General features: G+C 64.9%; 16 protein-coding genes. 3 read left to right on the top strand and 13 right to left on the bottom strand.

Features of this window, described 5'->3' with window-relative positions; genetic code table 11:
• Positions 1–28: 28 nt before the first annotated feature.
• The 3 genes from sfsA to ubiD form a co-directional block, all read right to left on the bottom strand.
• Entirely contained in the window at positions 29–736 is a 708-nt protein-coding gene (gene sfsA, locus J0W34_RS03930) for a DNA/RNA nuclease SfsA (RefSeq protein ID WP_230970763.1), read from the bottom strand.
• 4 nt (positions 737–740) lie between these two features.
• Positions 741–1,163: a DUF4870 family protein gene (locus tag J0W34_RS03925; RefSeq protein ID WP_227815724.1), complete on the bottom strand. Its 423-nt coding sequence runs from the start codon at positions 1,161–1,163 to the stop codon at positions 741–743.
• A gap of 84 nt (positions 1,164–1,247) precedes the next feature.
• Positions 1,248–2,729: a 4-hydroxy-3-polyprenylbenzoate decarboxylase gene (ubiD, locus tag J0W34_RS03920; protein ID WP_230970762.1), complete on the bottom strand. Its 1,482-nt coding sequence runs from the start codon at positions 2,727–2,729 to the stop codon at positions 1,248–1,250.
• Positions 2,730–2,879: 150 nt separating this feature from the next.
• On the opposite strand from ubiD, the gene J0W34_RS03915 reads away from it, so the two are divergent.
• Positions 2,880–5,819 (top strand): hybrid sensor histidine kinase/response regulator, encoded by a 2,940-nt coding sequence (locus J0W34_RS03915; RefSeq protein WP_230970761.1) that lies wholly within the window; start codon positions 2,880–2,882, stop codon positions 5,817–5,819.
• Positions 5,820–5,906: 87 nt separating this feature from the next.
• Positions 5,907–6,797, top strand: coding sequence for a PEP-CTERM sorting domain-containing protein (locus J0W34_RS03910; protein WP_227815721.1), 891 nt, complete (start codon positions 5,907–5,909; stop codon positions 6,795–6,797).
• An 81-nt stretch (positions 6,798–6,878) separates the two neighbouring features.
• Here the strand turns inward: J0W34_RS03910 and ubiA are convergent, their stop codons facing one another.
• The 8 genes from ubiA to J0W34_RS03870 all read right to left on the bottom strand — a co-directional run bounded on the left by ubiA (position 6,879) and on the right by J0W34_RS03870 (position 14,120).
• On the bottom strand, positions 6,879–7,751 hold the full coding sequence (gene ubiA / locus J0W34_RS03905; protein ID WP_227815720.1) for a 4-hydroxybenzoate octaprenyltransferase: 873 nt from the start codon (positions 7,749–7,751) through the stop codon (positions 6,879–6,881).
• Positions 7,748–8,323 carry a chorismate--pyruvate lyase family protein gene (locus J0W34_RS03900; protein WP_227815719.1) on the bottom strand — a complete coding sequence of 192 codons (576 nt, stop codon included), beginning with the start codon at positions 8,321–8,323 and terminating at the stop codon, positions 7,748–7,750. Before J0W34_RS03900 ends, ubiA begins: the two co-directional genes overlap by 4 nt.
• A gap of 68 nt (positions 8,324–8,391) precedes the next feature.
• Entirely contained in the window at positions 8,392–10,458 is a 2,067-nt protein-coding gene (gene recG, locus J0W34_RS03895) for an ATP-dependent DNA helicase RecG (protein ID WP_230970760.1), read from the bottom strand.
• A 15-nt stretch (positions 10,459–10,473) separates the two neighbouring features.
• Complete coding sequence (locus tag J0W34_RS03890; RefSeq protein ID WP_227815717.1) at positions 10,474–10,854, bottom strand: RidA family protein; 381 nt, start codon at positions 10,852–10,854, stop codon at positions 10,474–10,476.
• Positions 10,855–10,961: 107 nt separating this feature from the next.
• A complete protein-coding gene (gene fliW, locus J0W34_RS03885) occupies positions 10,962–11,396 on the bottom strand; it encodes a flagellar assembly protein FliW (RefSeq protein ID WP_227815716.1) in 435 nt (144 codons plus the stop codon).
• A gap of 125 nt (positions 11,397–11,521) precedes the next feature.
• Positions 11,522–12,247, bottom strand: a complete 726-nt coding sequence (locus tag J0W34_RS03880; protein ID WP_227815715.1) for an SPOR domain-containing protein — start codon at positions 12,245–12,247, stop codon at positions 11,522–11,524.
• An 8-nt stretch (positions 12,248–12,255) separates the two neighbouring features.
• A complete protein-coding gene (locus J0W34_RS03875; protein ID WP_230970759.1) occupies positions 12,256–12,798 on the bottom strand; it encodes a DUF2802 domain-containing protein in 543 nt (180 codons plus the stop codon).
• A 29-nt stretch (positions 12,799–12,827) separates the two neighbouring features.
• On the bottom strand, positions 12,828–14,120 hold the full coding sequence (locus J0W34_RS03870; RefSeq protein ID WP_230970758.1) for an O-acetylhomoserine aminocarboxypropyltransferase/cysteine synthase family protein: 1,293 nt from the start codon (positions 14,118–14,120) through the stop codon (positions 12,828–12,830).
• 80 nt (positions 14,121–14,200) lie between these two features.
• Here J0W34_RS03870 and J0W34_RS03865 point away from each other — a divergent pair, with 80 nt between their 5' ends.
• Complete coding sequence (locus J0W34_RS03865) at positions 14,201–15,058, top strand: YdcF family protein (protein WP_230970757.1); 858 nt, start codon at positions 14,201–14,203, stop codon at positions 15,056–15,058.
• Here the strand turns inward: J0W34_RS03865 and J0W34_RS03860 are convergent.
• Entirely contained in the window at positions 14,947–16,284 is a 1,338-nt protein-coding gene (locus tag J0W34_RS03860) for a DUF3999 domain-containing protein (protein ID WP_230970756.1), read from the bottom strand. The genes J0W34_RS03865 and J0W34_RS03860 overlap by 112 nt on opposite strands.
• On the bottom strand, positions 16,281–19,022 hold the full coding sequence (locus J0W34_RS03855) for a DUF2339 domain-containing protein (RefSeq protein WP_230970755.1): 2,742 nt from the start codon (positions 19,020–19,022) through the stop codon (positions 16,281–16,283). Before J0W34_RS03855 ends, J0W34_RS03860 begins: the two co-directional genes overlap by 4 nt.
• Positions 19,023–19,027 lie beyond the last annotated feature (5 nt).

The raw sequence follows: 19,027 nt of genomic DNA, 5'->3' as shown, positions 1-19,027 counted from the left end.
CGTCACGTCACCGCCATGAGTCGGACGTTCAGTAGCGCCGGACCGGCAGCAATTCGTTGAGCTGGATTTGCCCGCCGACCGGATCCGGTCGGCCCCTCAAGGCATAGGCTTCAACACCCGCTTCCAGCGCCGTGCCCAGTGCGCGGGCATAAGCAGCATCGATCTCTTTCGCGGGCGAGAGCGATTCTGCATCTCCGCGTTGCACGCAATACACCATCGCCGCCCGACCGCCATCTCGAACAACCTGAACCATTTCATGCAGGTGCTTGGTACCGCGAGCGGTCACCGCATCTGGAAACAGGGCAACACCGTCACGAACCAGGGTGACGTTCTTCACCTCGACGTGACACGGCGGTCCGTGATCGAACTCAAGCAACAGGTCGATACGGCTGTTCTGGCCATAGCGCACTTCACGCCGGATCGATGCGGTCCCGGCTAGCGCCGGCAGGTGACCGGCACAGATGGCTTCTTCCACCAAGGCGTTGGCGCGACCGGTGTGAATACCCACCACGACACCAGGCTCGGCTTCAACCAGCTCCCAGGTGAACGCCAGTTTGCGCTTCGGGTTGCTGGAGGCCGACAACCAGACCCTCGACCCGGGTTCGGCGCAGCCCATCATGCTGCCGGTGTTGGCACTGTGAGCGGTCACCAGTCGGCCGTCGTCCAGCGTTACATCGGCGAGAAATCGCTTGTAGCGCTTGACCAGCCGACCGGCCACCAGGGGCGGGAGCTGCACCGGATCAGGCGACCGGCTCGGGCACAGGCATGGCCTGTCGGTTGGAGAGATTGATCCAGCCGCGTGCAATGCGGTAGAGCACCCACAGGCCCGCCAGACCGACCATCACGAACGCAAACGGAATGCCGATGATGGTGATCGCCAACAGCGTGGAAACGACAATCCAGAGCAGCGCGAACCAGAAGGTCCGGATCTGCCAGCGGAAATGGCTGTCAAGCCAGGTACCACGCACCGCATCGCGCTTCACGTAGTTGATGATCACCGCGACAATCGATGGCAGACCGGACACAAAGCTGCCAATGATGGTGGCGGACGTGGCCACGCCCGTAAACAGGGCAAAGGCGTGCAACGCGTAGATCACGTGCGTGAGGGTGACCATGCCGGATGACGGCAGCGGGTTGACGTCGATGGTTCGACTATCGGTCATCGGGTTCTCCAGTGGTTCAGGGCGCGCCCGCAGAGGCGACGAACAGCAAATGGGGGTAAAAAGCTTGAAATTCAAGCCCCTGCATCAGAGGCCGAGGCGATCCCACATGGCGTCCACGCGCGCCTTGACTGCCTCTTCCATGACAATGGGACGCCCCCATTCGCGTTTGGTTTCCCCGGGCCACTTGTTGGTGGCATCCAGTCCCATCTTGGAGCCCAGACCGGCCTCGGGACTGGCGAAGTCGAGATAATCGATCGGTGTGTTATCCACCAGCACCGTATCGCGGGTCGCGTCCATGCGCGTGGTCAGGGCCCAGATCACTTCCTTCCAGTCGCGGATATCCACGTCGTCGTCCACCACGATGATGAACTTGGTGTACATGAACTGGCGAAGGAAGCTCCAGATGCCGAACATGACCCGCTTGGCGTGCCCCGGATACTGCTTGCGGATGCTCACCACCGCCAGCCGGTAGGAACAGCCTTCAGGCGGCAAGTAGAAATCGACGATTTCGGTGAACTGCTTTTGCAACAACGGCACGAACACCTCGTTGAGCGCCAGGCCAAGCATGGCCGGCTCGTCGGGCGGTTTACCGGTATAGGTGCTGTGGTAGATGGGCTCGGATCGCATGGTGATGCGCTCGACCGTAAAGACCGGAAACTCGGCCTGCTCGTTGTAGTAGCCCGTGTGGTCGCCATACGGGCCTTCCAGTGCCGTTTCACCCGGATGGATCACACCTTCGAGGATGATCTCGGCCGTGGCCGGCACCTGCAGATCGCTCCCAAGGCATTTGACCAGTTCCGTTTTGCCACCGCGCAGCAGACCCGCGAACTGGTATTCCGACAGCGAATCGGGCACCGGAGTGACGGCGCCAAGGATGGTGGCCGGATCGCAGCCCAGCACCACGGCCACCGGAAACGGCTCGCCCGGCGTCGCCTGGCAGTGGTCGCGATAGTCGAGCGCACCGCCGCGATGCGCCAACCAGCGCATGATCAGTTTGTTGGGGCCGAGCACCTGCTGGCGGTAGATGCCCAGGTTTTGTCGCTTCTGATTAGGGCCCCGCGTGACCACCAGCCCCCAGGTCACCAGGGGCGCGGCGTCGCCCGGCCAGCAGTGCTGAATCGGCAGCGCGGAGAGGTCAACATCGGCGCCTTCGAGCACCCTGGCCTGGCAAGGCGCAGAGCGCACCGTTCTGGGCGACATGTTGAGCACCTGGCGAAAGGCCGGCAGCTTCTCCCAGGCATCGCGCAGGCCTTTGGGCGGCTCGGGCTCCTTCAGAAAAGCCAGCAGACGCCCCACCTCGCGCAATTGGGTTTTCCAGTCGCCATCAACGCCCATGCCCAGCGCCACCCGCTCAGGCGTACCGAACAGGTTGGCCAGCACCGGCATCGGCTGGGGCGTACCGTGGGTCTTGGGCTTCTCGAACAACAGGGCCGGACCACCGGCACGCAGGACCCGATCGGCGATCTCGGTCATTTCAAGGTAGGTATCCACCGGCTCGGCGATGCGCTTGAGCTCGCCACGCGTTTCAAGCTTGGCAATGAAATCGCGAAGATCGGTGTAACGCATGGTCGGACACTCCAGAGCGGGCAAGGTGACTCGGCATTATACGGGCCGCACGCCCCGCCCCACCGGCAGTAGCGGCCCCGTTCAGACTTCGGTTGGTATTCCTTTGGTGGCACAATGAGCGGCAATGACGAACGCCCCTTGACCTCTTCAATGAACCAGGACACCCCGTCGTCGTCACGCGATGACGAACACGAGCCGCCAGCGCCGCAGATCTCGACGGCTTGGGTGATTGCCATTCTGGGCTGCGTCGCCTTGTTTCTGCTCGCCACGGCAAGCACCCAGCATGCCGAAGGCAACGCTCAGATGCTCGCCTACCTGGCCGTCGGCTTGCTGGCGGTCATCCTATTCTTCGGGGTGCGGTATCTGCTTGACTTCGAAAGCAAGCAGCGCGAGGCCGCCCAAGCCCTGCGCGCCACCCGCAGCTTGCTGCGGACCATTGTTGATGAAAGTCCCGACATCATCATGGTCAAGAATTGGGACGGCCGGTTCGTGCTCGGCAATCAGCGGCTAGCCGATTTCTATGGCACGACAACGGCTGCGCTGCCCGGCAAGACGGATGCGGACTTCAACCCCAATACAGCGCAGGTCGAGGCGTATACGAAAAACATTCGCGAGATCATGCGCAGGGGCGAGACCCAGATCGTCGCGGAATCATCCACGGAGGTGGATTCGGGCGAAGAGCGCCATTTCCTGTCGATCAAGAAACCGCTCACCGGGCCGAATGGCGAGCGGCACATCCTGGTCGTGGCGCGCGACATCACCGACCGTCATCTGGCCGAGAAGCGCGAGCGTGAGCTCGACAGCATCATTTCCAAAGCGGGTGAGGGATTCTGGGACTGGAACATCACCACGAATGAGTTGCGTCACAACGACCAGTGGCACGAGATCCTCGCCTACGATCCGTCGCACCTCAAGGGCACCCTGGAGGACTTCGAATCCTGCCTGCTCGACGAGGAAAAGCAGCGCATCCACGCTGCAATTGAAGCCTGCCTCAACCAGAACCAGCCTTATCGCATCGAGCACCGCATGCGCCGTCGTGACGGACAGATCATCTGGGTGCTCGATCGCGGACACATCATCGAGCGCGACGAAAACGGTCGACCGACCCGCATGGCCGGCGTGCTTTCAGACATCAGCGAACGCAAGGCGGCCGAGATGTCGCTGCGCACCGCCAAGGAAGCGGCCGAAGGCGCGGTGCGCACCAAAAGCCTGTTCGTGGCCAACATGAGCCATGAGATCCGTACGCCGCTCAATGGCGTGCTGGGCATGATCCAGTTGCTCGAAGACTCGCCCATGGATGAGGAACAACGCGAATTCCTCGCCATTGCCCATCGCAGTGCCAACGCGCTGCTCGCGACGGTCAACGACATCCTCGACTTCTCCAGGGTCGATGCCGGCGAAATGCGTCTGGAGTCTGCGCCCTTCTCGCTGTTCGATGTCGCCGAAGATGTCATCGAAGTGGCACTGATGTCGGCCTCGGGCAAAGGCCTCGAACTGGCCTGGGAGGCCGCGCCCAACGTGCCTGAATTCGTGCTCGGCGACGTGCTGCGCTTCCGTCAGGTGCTGACGAACCTGGTCGGCAACGCCATCAAGTTCACGGACGAAGGCTGCGTGTCCATGCGCTTTGAAGTACAGCATCAGGGGAGCGGCGACACGGCTCACCTGCGGGTCTACATCACGGATACCGGCATAGGCATCGCGCCCCATGTGCAACAACAGCTTTTCCAGCCCTTCATGCAGGCTGACTCGTCGGTCAATCGCCGATTCGGCGGTACCGGGCTCGGCCTGTCCATTTGCAAGCGCCTGATCGAACTCATGGGCGGCGCGATCGGCGTCAACAGCGTTCAAGGGGTGGGGTCGACGTTCTGGGTGCGCATTCCGGTTCAACCCGTGCCGGCCGCCGCCACAGTCACCCCCCAGGAGCCCGCAACAATCCTGGTTGCGGAGCCCTTCCAGACGGCCCGCGGGCAGATCACGGGCCCCTTGCGTCGCTGGGGCTTCAAGGTGGTCGAATGCGAAGACTGGAACGGACTCATCGAAGCAGCACCGTCTGCCAAGGCCGCCTTTGTGCTCGAGAGTCTGCCCGGCCTCCCCCCCGACGCCGACAACTGCATCCGGCAACTGAGCATCCCCACGGAACGGCTCGTCTGTGTCGCCCCGGCACGCGCCGGTCATGCCCTGCCCTGCCAGTTGAAGCTGACCAAACCGGCCCGCCGCAGCCATCTGTTGCGTTGCCTGACCCGCATGGGGCTGGTCGCACCGCCCCCTGCGGACGAGCGCCCGGCGTCGCCACCGGCGCCTGGCGGTGGCGCCAAGGTGCTGGTGGTCGACGATCTGCCCGTGAATCAACGCGTGGCGGGCGAACACCTGGCTCGTCTGGGGCACACCGCCATGATGGCCGCCAGCGGGCTCGCAGCCATTGAAACCCTGCGGACGCACCCGGATATCGCGCTTGTGCTGATGGACACGCAGCTCCCCGAGCTTGACGGGCTCAGCACCACCGAGCAGATCCGCGCGGGGGCTGCCGGCACGGACATTCGGAACGTACCGATCGTGGCGTTCACCGGCGACATTCATTCCGACCGGGTCGCCGCCTGCGAACAGGCCGGCATGAACGGCGTGCTCGAAAAGCCACTGCAGCAGGAGGCACTCGCAGCCATCCTCAACCGCTGGATTCATGCCCTCGACGATCAGAAGCCGGCCGCCAGAGCGAAGACACGGTCCGCCATCAGCAGAAAGGCAGAACAACTCCCGGCCATTGATCTTGACCAGATGCGGGACCGCTTGCTCAACGACGAGGAGTTGATCGCTCAGGTCGTGACCGATGTACGTCGCGAAGCCGCACAGCATTTCAACCAGCTCAGCGATGCCCTGGCCCGCGACAATGCTGACGCTGCGGCGCTGGCCGCACACAGCCTGAAGAGCACCGTCCAGTTGATCAGCGCCCACGCCACGGCTCATGTCGCACAGGAAATCGAAACCGCCTGCCGTGGCGGCATGCTCGACATTGCCAAGGATGAGCAGCCCATTCTCGAGCAGATGCTGATCACGCTGCTCGACACCATGAACGCCCACTTTCCCGTGCGCTGACACATCCGGGTACGATCAACGCCTTCCAGACGTCATGCGGCTATGTCATCATCAGCCTGCCTTTCAGGATACGAACCAGTGAACCCCATGAAGAAAATGCTGTTTTGCGCCACCCTGGCCCTTGCTGCCGGATCCGCACAAGCCATCACCGTGCAGTTCGACTACACCTACGACAGCAACGGGTTCTTCACCACGCAACACCGCGGCATTCTCAACACGGTTGCCGACGAATTCGGCAGCCGGCTGACGGACAGCCTGGCAGCAATCAACAGCACCGGAGGCAACCGTTACCAGGCCGGCATCGGGACGGTCGCCACCGACGGCAGCCTGGTGACCGACCCGATATCGGTGCCCGAAGACACGGTGATCATCTACCTTGGCGCCCGCACGCTCGATCCTGACACCCTCGGTTTCGGCGGCTCGGGATACAGCGCCGGCGGGAGCAGCGCGTTCATCAGTTTGCTCGACAACCGTGGGCAAAGTGCTTCGCCCGACGTGGACTACGCCCCGGTGACCGGCTCCATTGTCTTCAATGCGAACAGCAACTGGTACCTGGATACCGACGTCAGTACGGTTGAATCATTTGCCGGCAACGACTTCTATTCGGTGGCCGTGCATGAGGTCGCCCACGTTCTGGGCATCGGCACCTCCGATGCCTGGGACAACCTGATCAGCGGCAACACCTTCACCGGTGCAAACGCCAGCCTCATCAATGGCGGCGCTGTCCCGCTGGCCGACGATGGGCACGTCTCCAGCGCACTGCGCTCCAGCTTCATGGGTACATTGCAACAACCCTCGCTGACCCCCGCCATCACCAGCGGCACCCGAAAATACATGACCGATCTGGACTGGGCGCTGCTCGCCGACATCGGCTGGGAGGTCCAACCCGTGACCGCGGTCCCCGAAGCTCAGACCTGGGCGATGATGCTCGCCGGGCTGGGCCTGCTCGGCTGGCGGCTTCGCCGACGGGCGCACTGAAAGCAGCGCTCCAAACGAAAAAACGCCACCTTGCCGGTGGCGTTTTTCTTGATACGTCATCCATCGGCCCAGCGCGCCGGATCAGCCCATGGGCGTGATCAGATAATCGAGTACGATGCCGGCAAAAACGACGGCACCCAGCCAGTTGTTGTGGAGAAACGCCTTGAAGCAGCGGTCGCGATCACGATCGCGAATCAGGGTGAAATGGTAGCCGGCCATCGCGGCGGCAGCCGCGAGCCCCATGTAGTAGAAGGTGCCGAGCTGCTCGTGCACGCCCACCCAGATCATGCAGCCCAGAAACGCTGCGTAACAGAGCATCACCGCTGCCACGTCGAACCGCCCGAAGGTGATCGCCGACGTCTTGATGCCGATCTTCAAATCATCCGGACGGTCCACCATCGCGTACTCGGTGTCATAAGCGATCGCCCAGAACACGTTGGCAGCCAGCATGACCCAGGCCACCGCAGGGACTGAATACTGAATGGCCGCGAACGCCATGGGGATGCCGAATCCGAACGCCACTCCGAGATAGGCCTGAGGAATGGCAAGGAAACGTTTGGTAAACGGATAACTGGCCGCCAGGACAAGCGCGGGGACCGACAGCCAGATCACCAGTGAATGGAGCGGCAGAATCATCACGAAGGCCGCCAGCGACAGCCCCGCCGCCAGCATCAGGGCCTCCTTGGTGCTGATCTCGCCCCTGGCGAGCGGACGATGCCGGGTCCGCTCCACATGTCCGTCGAAATTCCGGTCCGCGTAGTCATTGATCACGCAGCCGGCCGAGCGCATGAGCACGGTGCCCATCACGAAGATCCACAGCACGAAGATCGGCGGCTTGCCCATGCCGGCAATCCAGATGCCCCACAGGGTAGGCCACAGCAACAGGAGAATGCCGATGGGCTTGTCGAGCCGCATCAGCCGCTCATAGATCCTGAGCCGTTCGATGAGGGTCATGGGTCGAGATCAAGAATGGTTGGCAAAAAGAACTCGCTCACCAGCAGCGAGCGCCCGCGCAGCCGGAAGAGCGAGCGCCGCGCCCACAACGAGGGGGGCAGGCGCATGCGTCCGTGGGTCACGACGGCCAGCCGATGATACCGCGCATCACGCCGGTCCAGACGTGCACAACGCAACGGCTGACGCGCAATACGCGGATCGGAAAACAAAGCCGCCCCCAGAGGGCGGGCACCAATGCCGTGAAACACTCGCCATGCACCACGCAGATGTTTGCGCGGCAACACCGAGCGGGCATACACAACCGGGACGCCATCAGCATAGAGCAAGACTTCGCGCAGCCACGATCGCTCCTTGGCGCGCACACCCAAGGCAGCCGCTTCATCCGCATGCGGCCGCATGGGCGCCTGACGAATCACCTCGACATGGAAGCGGTCGCAACGGGCGCGAATACGGGCAGTGAGTGATTGCGGGTCGATCAGCCAGGGGCGCAAACGCGCATGGACAGTGGCGCGTGGCGGATGGGCCAGCCACAGATCGTCGGCAGCGGGAGAAGGCAGGCGGTCATGGATCATGATGCGGCGGCAATGATAGCGCGTTTGGCCGCGAGGCCCTTGCCCGGCGCGCGCTTTGCGGCTCGCCCCTAGGCCCGCAACAGGCTCTCGCGCCCAGCCAGCCAGCGCCCCATGATCTGTTCGGCGACGGGACGATGATATGCAAGCAGTTCGACGGCCAGATCACGGGCCTGATCGATCAGTTCGCCATCGGTTTCCAGGTCGGCATAGCGCAACATGGGCACGCCGCTCTGACGCGCGCCCACGAACTCACCCGGGCCGCGAATGCGCAGATCCTCGCGCGCGATCTCGAAGCCATCCGTGTGTTCGTAGATCACCTTCAATCGCGCTCGTGCGGTCTGCGACAACTCGCCACCGAACATGAGGATGCACACCGAATCCACCTTTCCCCGCCCGACCCGACCGCGCAGCTGATGCAGCTGGGCCAGGCCGAAACGTTCGGCATGCTCGATCACCATCAGGCTGGCGTTGGGGACATCCACCCCGACCTCGATCACCGTCGTGGCCACCAGCACGTTGAGTTCGCCCTCGGCGAACGCCGCCATGGTCGCGCGCTTCTCGTCCGCCTTGAGCCGGCCGTGTACCAGGCCGATCTTCAGCTCGCCCAACACCGATTCCAGATGGGCATGGGTATCGATGGCGGTCTGCAAATCCAGCGTTTCCGACTCTTCGACCAGCGGACACACCCAATACACCTGCCGCCCTTCGCGGCAGGCGTCGCGCACACGGGCCACCACCTCATCCCGACGGGCATCGGACACCAGTTTGGTGACGATGGGCGTGCGCCCGGGCGGCAATTCATCAAGCACCGACACATCCAGATCGGCGTAGTAACTCATGGCCAACGTGCGCGGGATGGGGGTGGCCGACATCATCAGCATGTGGGGGCTCACGCCCTCCCCTTTGTCGCGCAGGGCCAGGCGCTGACGCACACCGAAGCGGTGCTGCTCATCGACCACGGCCAGGCCCAGACGCGGCAGGGTCACCGGGTCTTCAATCAGGGCGTGCGTCCCCACGGCCAGCATGGACTCGCCGGTCTCGAGACGCGCGCAGGCCGCGGCGCGCTGCTTCTTGGTGAGGCTGCCCGAAATCCACTCAACAGAGATCGACAGCGGCGCGAGCCACTGATCGAGCTTGAGGTAGTGCTGTTCGGCCAGAATTTCGGTGGGCGCCATCAGCGCGGCCTGCCAACCGGCCTCCACCGCCCGCAACATGGCCAGTGCCGCAACGATGGTCTTTCCACTGCCCACATCGCCCTGCAACAGCCGCTGCATGGGATGTGGCTGGGCCAGATCGGCGTCGATCTGATCACCGGCGCGCACCTGCGCACCGGTCAGACCAAAGGGCAGGTCATCCAGCAGGGCCCGCACGAGCTGCCCCGGGCTGGTCAACACCGGTGCCGTCTTCGCCCGTCGCGCCGCATGCGCCTTGCGCAGGGAGAGTTGCTGCACGAGCAACTCCTCGAACTTCAGGCGTTGCCAGGCCGGGTGGGATCGGTCGTCGAGCGCGCTGCCGTCGATCTCGGGCGGCGGCTGATGGAGAAGCGGAATGGCCTCGGCGAGCGACATCAACCCGAGGCGGGCACGCACCGCTTCGGGGAGATAGTCCTCCATGCTGACACGGCCCACATGACGCTCGATCAGCTTGCGCAGCGCACTTTGTGCCAGCCCGGCCGTGGTGGGATAGACCGGTGTGAGTGATGTCGGAAGCGGTTCGCCGGCATCGACCGTGCGAATTCGCGGATGCACCATCTCGAAACCGAACATGCCGCCCCGAGCCTCGCCGAAAACGCGCACCCGCTTGCCGGGTTCGAGCTGTTTTTGCTGCTGGGGATAGAAATTCAGCAGGCGAACGGTGAGTGTGCCCGTGTCGTCCTGTATCTGGGCCACCAGCTGGCGCCGGCCGCGGATGCGCACCTCGCAGTCGGTGACCTCACCCTCCACCTGCATCGGTTCGCCACCGCGCAGCTCGGCGATACGGGCACAGCGGGTTTCGTCTTCGTAGCGCAGGGGCAGATGCAGGAGCAGGTCCTGCGGACCGTGGATGTCGAGCTTGACCAGCCGCCCCGCCAGCTGAGTGCCGACACCGGGCCAGCCGCGCACGGGCGGCGCGGCCGCCGCCTTGGCTTTCGCCATGGGGAGACTGGAGGTTCAGTCGATGACCAGAACAGCGTCGGCTTCGACCAGCGCGCCCTTGGGCAATTCCTTGACCCCGACGGCTGCACGCGCGGGATAGGGCTGCTCGAAGAAGGTCGCCATGATCTCGTTGACCTTGGCGAAATTGGACAGGTCCGTCAGGTAGATGTTGAGCTTGACCGTATCCGCCAGCGAGCCTCCGGCCGCCTCGGCCACCGCCTTGAGATTGGTGAACACGCGCTGGGTCTGCGCCTCGAAGCCGTCGACCATTTCCATGCTCGTCGGGTCGAGCCCGATCTGACCGGACAGGTAGACCGTATTGCCGGCACGCACGGCCTGTGAATAGGTGCCGATGGCGGCGGGGGCTTTGTCGGTGGCGATGATCTGCTTGCTCATGCTTTCAGGCTCCGTAGGGGTCGTTGCGCGCGAACGCGATTCGTCCCGCATTCTACCCAGCAACGGCCCGCCGTGCGCCCTGTTGTGCCCCCGCGATGCGCGGCCGGTCAGGCGCCCTTGAAGGTCACACTGCAACCCACGTTCTCGATGACCTTCTGCAGTCCGCGACGTGCGGCGGTGTTGATGACCAGGGGCGCCATGAAATTGGCCTTGAGTCCGGCTTCGGACGGCGACCCCGGAACCGCGCGTTTGCGGATGATGACCGCAACGGCCACATCGTCCGGCGATGACACCTCAAGCGTCTGGACTTCAGTATCCGTCAGCGTAAATTCATAGTTCGCACCGAGCGTCGAGGGATCGGCCACCGAGAAAACGATGCTTGGATCATCGACGCTTTGCATCTGCAGCACCTTGTCGGCGTCACCCTCTTCCACAAAGGTAAAGCGGCGGCAGCCTTCGAAACCGGGCAGGCCGTTGGGAAATTCAACGATGTTCTCGGGGCTGACATCCAACCCGCCGAACACGGGGCTGTCGATATGCATGGGAGTCTCCTTGATTGAAAGCATGGTGCCACGAAGCACCTTACGCCCCCCGGCTGGCAAGCAAAACAGCAAAAAGCCGGCGAAAGCCGGCCCTTTTGATGCTTTTCGAATCCCGGATCACGGCTTCAACGAGTGCGAACCACCAGCCCTTTGCCCAGGCCGGACGCTGACAGCTTACGTCGTGCGGCATCGGCTTCAGAGCGATCCTTGAATGGCCCCACGACGACGCGACTTTCGATATGGGCCGGAATCCCCAGGGCATCAACCCGCTCGATCAGCGCCTGCGCGTTGCCCGGCGCGCTGAAGACGCCCAACTGCACCATGTAGCCATTCTTGATCGCCTCCACCGATGTCTTTGCCGGCGTCGGCTCGGGCGCGGCCACCTTGGCCGCCGGCACCTCGGCCTTGGCCACTGTCTTGGGCGCGCGCTCCGGCGCCGGTGGTAACGCGGGTTTGTCCGAGGCCACGGGCGCCTCGTCCCCGAGGACAAGGCGTGGCGCCCCGCTCGCGGCGGGAGGCGTTTCATCCTTACGTGCTTCAGGCGCGACCACGGCAGGTGCGGCAGTGAGCTCGGGAACGGCGCCGTCTGCGCCCACGCCCGACGTGTTGCCGGCCACCGACGCTTCGGCCTCCTCCGCAGTCGGCATGGGTGGCGCACCGCGCAGGGGCTCTTCCAGCGTCGGTAGCGGTGGCGGTGGAGGTGCTTCGGTCAAGCGCGGCAAATCCGGGACGCTCTGGCTGCGTTCGTACCACGCCAGGCCCACCAGCAAGGCCAGAATCAGCCCACCGGCGATGCCGGCACGGCGCAACAGGACGGCACGCTGAACGGACCCCTTTTTGTTCTTCCTCACTTTTCTGGTCATTGCTCCTCCCCCGAGGCGGCCGAGTCACGAGCCAGCGATCTCACCAGCTCGGCTTCGGCCACCGAAATACTGCATCGTTCGGCGATGACATCCGCCGCCATGCCGCGCTGTGCCAGGGCCAGCGCTTCACCATAGATGGGTGAAACGTTCTGCGCCGCCTTGGTGGCCTCGATCTGCTGGCTCTGGCGGTCGATGATCACTCTCAGTTCGGCCATCTCGCCGCGCTGGGCATCAGCCTCGTCGCGCAACTGGGCGATATCCCGTCGCAGCTGTCGAACCTCCAGCGCAAGCTTGAAACTCTCTTCGGCCAGTTCGTCCGTCTCGGGCTGGGAACGCGGTTTCTCGTCCGTGCCGTCCGGGTCTTCGTCTTCGTCCGGCGCACGATCGGTCTCAACGGCCGTCTCTGACTCGGCGGCCTCATCGAGCAGTTCGGTCGGCATTTCGGTGAGCACTTCGCCCGGAATGCCGACCGCGTCATCCTTGACCTGCATCGCGCGAATCAGCTGAAACACCAGATAAACCGCAAGCAGCGCGATCACGACAAAAATCCATTCCCGCAAGCCCATGCTCACGCTCCCTTGCCGGCCAACGCCAGCGCCTGGTCCAGATCCCAGAGAATGTCGGCCTCGGTCTCGATGCCGACCGACAGGCGCACCATGTCCGGCGGCACACCGGCGGCGCGTTGCTCTTCTTCCGACAGCTGCCGGTGGGTGGTCGAGGCCGGATGGATCACCAGCGTTTTGGCATCACCCACGTTGGCCAGATGGCTGATCATCTGCACCGCATCGATGAAGCGCTCGCCCGCCGCTTGCCCCCCCTTGATCCCGAAGCTCAGGATCGCGCCCGCGCCTTTGGGTAGGTAGCGCTGCGCCAGCACATGGTCGGGGCTGTCGGGCAGCCCTGGATAATTCACCCACTCGACCATCGGATGCGCCTTCAGGAAGGCGGCCACGGCCATCGCATTCGACACATGCCGGTCCATGCGCACATGCAGGGTTTCAAGCCCCTGCAACAGCATGAACGCATTGAAGGGCGAAAGCGACTGGCCAAAGGTGCGTAAGGTTTCCATGCGCGCCTTCATGGTGAAACCGAAGTCGCCGAAGGTCTCGTAGAAGCGCACGCCGTGATAGCCGCGCGACGGTTCGACCATCTGCGGGAAACGGCCGTTGTCCCAGGGAAACTTGCCGGATTCGACCAGCACGCCGCCCATGGTGGTGCCGTGCCCCCCCATGTACTTGGTCGCCGAATGGATGACGATATCGGCGCCGTGCTCGATGGGGCGGCACAGGTAGGGCGAGGCCAGCGTGCTGTCGATGACCAGCGGCACGCCGGCTTCATGGGCGACCTCGGCAATGGGGGTGACGTCGAACACGTTCAGCCCCGGATTGCCGATGATTTCCCCATACACGGCCTTGGTGCGATCGTTGATGGCGGCGCGGAAGGCCTCGGGGTCCGAAGGGTCGACAAAATGCGTGGTGATGCCCAGCTTGCGCAGGCTCACATCGAGCTGCGAGTAACTGCCCCCGTACAGCGTGCGCGCCGCCACGATCTCGTCGCCCGCTTCGGCCAGTGTCAGCAGCGCGGTCATTTGCGCCGCCAGCCCCGACGATGCGGCGAGTGCAGCACGTCCGCCTTCGAGTGCGGCGACCCGCTCTTCAAAGGCGGCCACGGTCGGATTCGAAATGCGTGAATAGACGTTGCCGAAGGTCTGCAGATTGAACAGCGAGGCGGCGTGTTCGGGCGAATCGAAGACGAACGAGGTCGTCTGATAGATGGGCATGGCCCGCGCACCGGTGGCGGCGTCCGGCTGCTGGCCGGCATGCAGGCAAAGGGTTTCGATACCGTACTGGTGATCGGGCATGTTGCTGGCCGGGTAAAACCCCGGCAGTGGTCGATTTGGTCAAGGATAATACGGATACCCCGTCACCTCCACAACGCCCCATGCCGATCGATTTGTCCCTGCTGGCCTTCTGGGCCAAGAAAATCCTTGCCCTGTTCATTCTCCCGCCCAGCGGCCCGCTGCTGCTCATCGGCCTGGGCCTGATGCTCAAACGCTGGCGCGCGCTGGCCTGGCTCGGCTGGAGCTATGCACTGATCGCGAGCCTGCCGGTGACCGTCGGCATGCTCGCCGGAATTGTCGAACCACCGCCGGTCGCCGTGCGCCGCGACGCCGTGGCCCAGACCGGGGCCATCGTCATCCTCGGCGCTGGTGTTCGTTCAAGGGCGCCGGAATATCCGGACGGCGAAACCGTCGGCCGGCTGGCCCTGGAGCGACTGCGTTACGGGGCTCTGCTTGCTCGCGAGAGCGGCAAGCCGGTGCTGGTCACCGGAGGCGCGCCGCGCGACGGCATCATCGAGGCCGTGCAGATGCGCAAGGTGCTGGAGGAAGAATTCGGCGTACCGGTGCGCTGGGCGGAGAGCCAGTCCCTCGACACCCGTGACAACGCCAATTTCACCGCACAGATTCTCAGAAGCGCAGGAATCGATTCGATTACCCTGGTCACCCACGCCACCCACATGCTGCGGGCCCGACGCGCTTTCGAAGCGGCCGGCCTGCGCGTGACACCGGCCCCGACCGTGTGGATGCACAATCCCGACCCGGACGTTGACTGGGGCGATTTCATCCCCTCTGCCCGCGCGGCCTACGATGGCTGGTTTGCCGTGCACGAGCTGGTGGGCAATCTGGCCTATCGGCTGTCCGAATCCGATCCACCGGCCGACAACTCCCTGAGCAACGAACGCGCCATCCAGCCCAGCACCGCCACGCCGAGCGCGAGCACGCCCCAGAACAACCACTGATACGGGTCGTCGGCGATGGAGGTGGACTGCGGCCGTCCCTTGATCGGCATGTCGGGCGTCACCACCACACCCGGCCACAGGCGGATCTGCGCTGGCGTGCCATAGCCCGGCACAAGCGCGGCCGGCGGCCGCCACGCGGGTTCCATGCCACGCTGGCCGACCCGAAGCCGGTACGGCCCCTGACCGCGCGCCACGAACACGACCGACTCGGCCGGCCAGATCAGTCTCAGGCCGGGCACGGTGGCCGGCACACCGCCGTCCACCGTCAGGCGCCACAGGGTGTCTCGCGCCGAGAGCCCCGCAAAGATGCCGCCCTGGGTCACGCCGCCATCCGTCTTGAGCTTGTAGGCAAGACGCGTTCCGCGCGGCCGCCACGGCGCCGAAGGGCTCGCGCGCGAGCTCACCGTTGCCCGCAGCACATGAGTGTCCTCGCCCAACAGCAACTCGATGCCACTCACCGGAAACACCCCGGGTGACACGAAGAGCACATGATCGCCCTCGACCGTGCCCGTCAGCTCGATGCTGTGCTCGACAGGCTTGGCCACGTCGGTCTCGCTGATGAGGTCGACCTGGTCGATCGACACGTCGGGCGTCGTGCCGGCCCATCTCAGGCGCAGGTAGCGGGCCTTTACGCCGCTCAGCGAGACACGGTTCAGTTCGACGCGCGCCCCGGGCTCGCCCATCGCCAGCACCGGCGCGGACACATTGACCTGCCGCCAGCGCTTCAGGTCATCGGAGGCAGACACCTCCAGCATGGCCTCGAAGACCGGGTCGCCCCGCCACTTGAGTTCGATGGCGTCGATCGGGGCGTCGAACCCATCCGTATCGATCAGGTAGCCCGGCAAGCGCGGCGGCGCGCTGCCGCCCGGCCGGATGTCGATATCCACCGACTGCCCGCCATCGCGGGTCGCGACACTGAGCGCCGGATTGTGTGCTTGCGGCTCCACCGGCAGGCGCACCGGCGTGCGCCCGGCCCGCTTGATCACCTGCCGTGTCGGCTGTGGCAGGCGCGCCATCGGCAGGACCTCACCCGCCCCGTTGACGATGCGAAGATCGCCCAGATCGGGCCGATGGGCTGCGCGATAGACCGCCTCGGGCAGTTCGATCCTGACCAGATCCGCGCCCTCGGGTACCTGAATGCGCAGATCCAGCGCAAAGTCATCGGCCGCCCGCAGCACAGGGCTCGCCAGGAGGCACATCAGCAGCCACCAGAGACGCATCTTCATGATCGCAGCTCCCGCGCCGGCGGCAGTGGCGAGAAGTAACCCACCACCAGCAACACCACGCCCGCGCCAATGAAGGACACGATGCGCGCCACCGTGCCGGTGCTCGCCATGTCCACCAGAAACAGCTTGAGCACCACCACGCCGAGCAGCGCTGCGCCCGCCATCCACATCCAACGATGGGCACGCCGGCTCGCGATGAAGGTCAGCACCAGCCCGAGCGCCCCCCACAACAAGGACACACTGGCCTGCACCGTATCGCTGGCAAAGAGCCGATCGGCATCCCACGGCACCTGCGCAAGGTGGTGGATGGCGCGGATCACGCCCCAGGTGATGAGCACGAAGGCAAAGCCCGCCAGCACGCCCTGCGCGACGCGCGGATCGATGGGCAGCGCGTCACGCCATCGACGCCACCACTGCGCCGCGGCCATCAGCAGCATGGCAACGGTCAGATCGAAGGGGTTCAACACGGGCATATAGGGCAGCGGCGCCACCGAACCGCCGGTGCCCAGGCTCGTCGCCACCGCCCCGAGCAGCGCAACGACCAGCATCACGCCGACGCCAAGCTGCTGATAGATCGGCGCCCAGGCCCGCACCGGCCAGCGCGCCTCCACCTGCGGCAGGCGCATCAACCACCACGCCGACAGCGGCACCAACACCATGGCGGCAACCCGCCACAGATTCCCCACCTCGCCCAGCTGCGCAGCGCTCAACACCAGCGACAGGCACACCAGCCACAGCGTCACCAGATGCGCCATCGGCAGCACGAACGCCACCTGCGGCGCGCCCTCTGCCTTGCGCAGCGACCATCCCATCGCGCCGATCGCCAGCGGCCAGGCCAGCAGACCCAGCCCGGACCACGGCGCCTGATGTGCATCCGCATCGCCGAGCAGCGCAAAGGCCATGCCCATGACCGGCAGGAGTGCTGGCCAGCGCAACACCGACCACCCGCTTCGGTCGGCCATCAGGGTGGCGAGCGCCCCACTCGCGGAGAGGAACAGCAGCAGGGCGACCGGCTCAGATTCAAAGGGCAGCGCGTCGGTGATTTCATTGAAGCCGGCGCCCACCCACCACAACACACCCCATGCCAGCAGCAGGGGCTGACTCAGGCGCAGGAAACGCGGCCAGGCATCGCGCCAGCGGTCGGCCATGTGCGCGCTGGCCAGCCCGGCGAGGGCCACCAGCGCAGCGCCCAGGCATGTGCTGTTGAGCACGGGTGTGGCCGCGTCCGGATGGAATAGGGATTCGCCAAAGAAGATCACCCCGGCCGTCAGTTGCAGCAGCACCCCGGATGCCATGGCCAGTTTGCGCCGCTGTCGGGCGCCCACCCAAAGCAGGGCCGCGCCCTCGAGCGCCCAGGCCGCGCCGGTCCACTCACCATCGACCGCCAGCGGAATCGCCAGCGTCAGGAAGGCGACCCCGAGCGCCAGAAACGACTCCACCAGCAGGCCTAACGAAGGACGGGCACGGGCATGCAGCCAGCGCGCCAGCATCACATAGAAGCCGCCCACCACCAGTGCGCTGATCGCCAGCGCATGGGGCATGCCTTCGGTCAGTGCCGCTTGCAAGCCGAAGCCCACCACCGGGGTACCGAACACCACCGTGCCATCCACGTAGTGCTTGAGTTGCGGTGCGCTGCGCCAGGCATACAGCACGGCTGCGGCCACATACATGAGGAAGAACGCGATCAGGAACGGCTCGGTGGAATCAAACAGGCCGGGCCGATAATCCCGAGCCCCCCACAACAGCGCGATCGAAAAGGTGAACAGGAAGCCGGTGAGGTTAAGCCCGCGCCAGGCCTGCTTCCAGGCGATGCCAAGCACACCGGCATTGAGCAGCAGGTAATAGGAGAACAGCATCACGTGGCTGCCCTGCCCTGTCGAGGCGAGAATCGGCGCCATGAAGCCGCCCGCCGTGCCGATCACCGCCAGCGCCTGCGAGCGCTGCAATAGCGCCAGTACGGCCGAGAGCACCACAATCACCAGCAGCAGGCCAAAGCCCGCCGTCGGCGGGATCAGCCCGTAGAGCCGCATGGCGGCAAAGATGGTGAGGTAGAGCGCGGCCACACCGCCGCCTTGCAGGCTCAGGGCATAGCCTGCCCGTCGATGCCGCAGACGCCAGCCGACGCCAAGCAAGCCCACCGCCCCGAGCGCGATGCTCGCCAGACGCAGTTCGATGGGAAACAGGCTGTTCTCGACCGCATAGCGCGCCAGAAAGGCGAGGCCGAAGAACAGCACCAGCAACCCGACCCGCACCACCGTGTTGCCGCCCAGCAGCCAGCGTCGCGCTGTGTCGTAGAGCTGATCCAGTGAGGACGGCGCGCGTTCGGGTTCTGTCGCGGCGCCGCCGAGCACGTCAATGCCTCGCCGGCGAGACGGCGCGGGGGTTTCTGCCGACGCGACCGGGTCGGGCGCAGCCGGGGTGCTCGCCGCAGGCGCGGGCACCACCGGGGGTTCGACCGCCCAGGGCACACTGGGCAGCTCAGGCACTGTGGCATTACGCGCCGGGGTGGGCTCATCTTCAACAGCCGGCGTGGCACCCGTTCGCAACTGCAGGACTTGCGACTCCAGTTGCGCGATGCGCGCCTCCAGCTGATCGAGCCGCGCCCGTGCCGGACGGCTCAACACGACCTGAATCACCAGCCCCCCGAGGGCCCCCAGCACGCCGCCGCCGATGACTTCTTCAAGCCCGCCCCAGGAGCCCAGCCAGACACCGAGCACCAGACCAATGACAATCCACATGATGT

Source organism: Nitrogeniibacter aestuarii (assembly GCF_017309585.1).
Lineage (GTDB): Bacteria > Pseudomonadota > Gammaproteobacteria > Burkholderiales > Rhodocyclaceae > Nitrogeniibacter > Nitrogeniibacter aestuarii.
This window is presented reverse-complemented; position numbering and strand designations above follow the sequence as displayed.

Excerpts from the sequence above, each read along its gene's own strand:
- J0W34_RS03870 (WP_230970758.1), bottom strand. The coding sequence starts at position 14,120 with ATGCCCGATCACCAGTACGGTATCGAAACCCTTTGCCTGCATGCCGGC.
- J0W34_RS03890 (WP_227815717.1), bottom strand. The coding sequence starts at position 10,854 with ATGAGCAAGCAGATCATCGCCACCGACAAAGCCCCCGCCGCCATCGGC.
- J0W34_RS03865 (WP_230970757.1), top strand. The coding sequence starts at position 14,201 with ATGCCGATCGATTTGTCCCTGCTGGCCTTCTGGGCCAAGAAAATCCTT.
- J0W34_RS03900 (WP_227815719.1), bottom strand. The coding sequence starts at position 8,323 with ATGATCCATGACCGCCTGCCTTCTCCCGCTGCCGACGATCTGTGGCTG.
- J0W34_RS03855 (WP_230970755.1), bottom strand. The coding sequence starts at position 19,022 with ATGTGGATTGTCATTGGTCTGGTGCTCGGTGTCTGGCTGGGCTCCTGG.
- fliW (WP_227815716.1), bottom strand. The coding sequence starts at position 11,396 with ATGCATATCGACAGCCCCGTGTTCGGCGGGTTGGATGTCAGCCCCGAG.
- ubiA (WP_227815720.1), bottom strand. The coding sequence starts at position 7,751 with ATGACCCTCATCGAACGGCTCAGGATCTATGAGCGGCTGATGCGGCTC.
- ubiD (WP_230970762.1), bottom strand. The coding sequence starts at position 2,729 with ATGCGTTACACCGATCTTCGCGATTTCATTGCCAAGCTTGAAACGCGT.
- J0W34_RS03925 (WP_227815724.1), bottom strand. The coding sequence starts at position 1,163 with ATGACCGATAGTCGAACCATCGACGTCAACCCGCTGCCGTCATCCGGC.
- J0W34_RS03910 (WP_227815721.1), top strand. The coding sequence starts at position 5,907 with ATGAAGAAAATGCTGTTTTGCGCCACCCTGGCCCTTGCTGCCGGATCC.
- recG (WP_230970760.1), bottom strand. The coding sequence starts at position 10,458 with ATGGCGAAAGCCAAGGCGGCGGCCGCGCCGCCCGTGCGCGGCTGGCCC.
- J0W34_RS03860 (WP_230970756.1), bottom strand. The coding sequence starts at position 16,284 with ATGAAGATGCGTCTCTGGTGGCTGCTGATGTGCCTCCTGGCGAGCCCT.
- J0W34_RS03915 (WP_230970761.1), top strand. The coding sequence starts at position 2,880 with ATGAACCAGGACACCCCGTCGTCGTCACGCGATGACGAACACGAGCCG.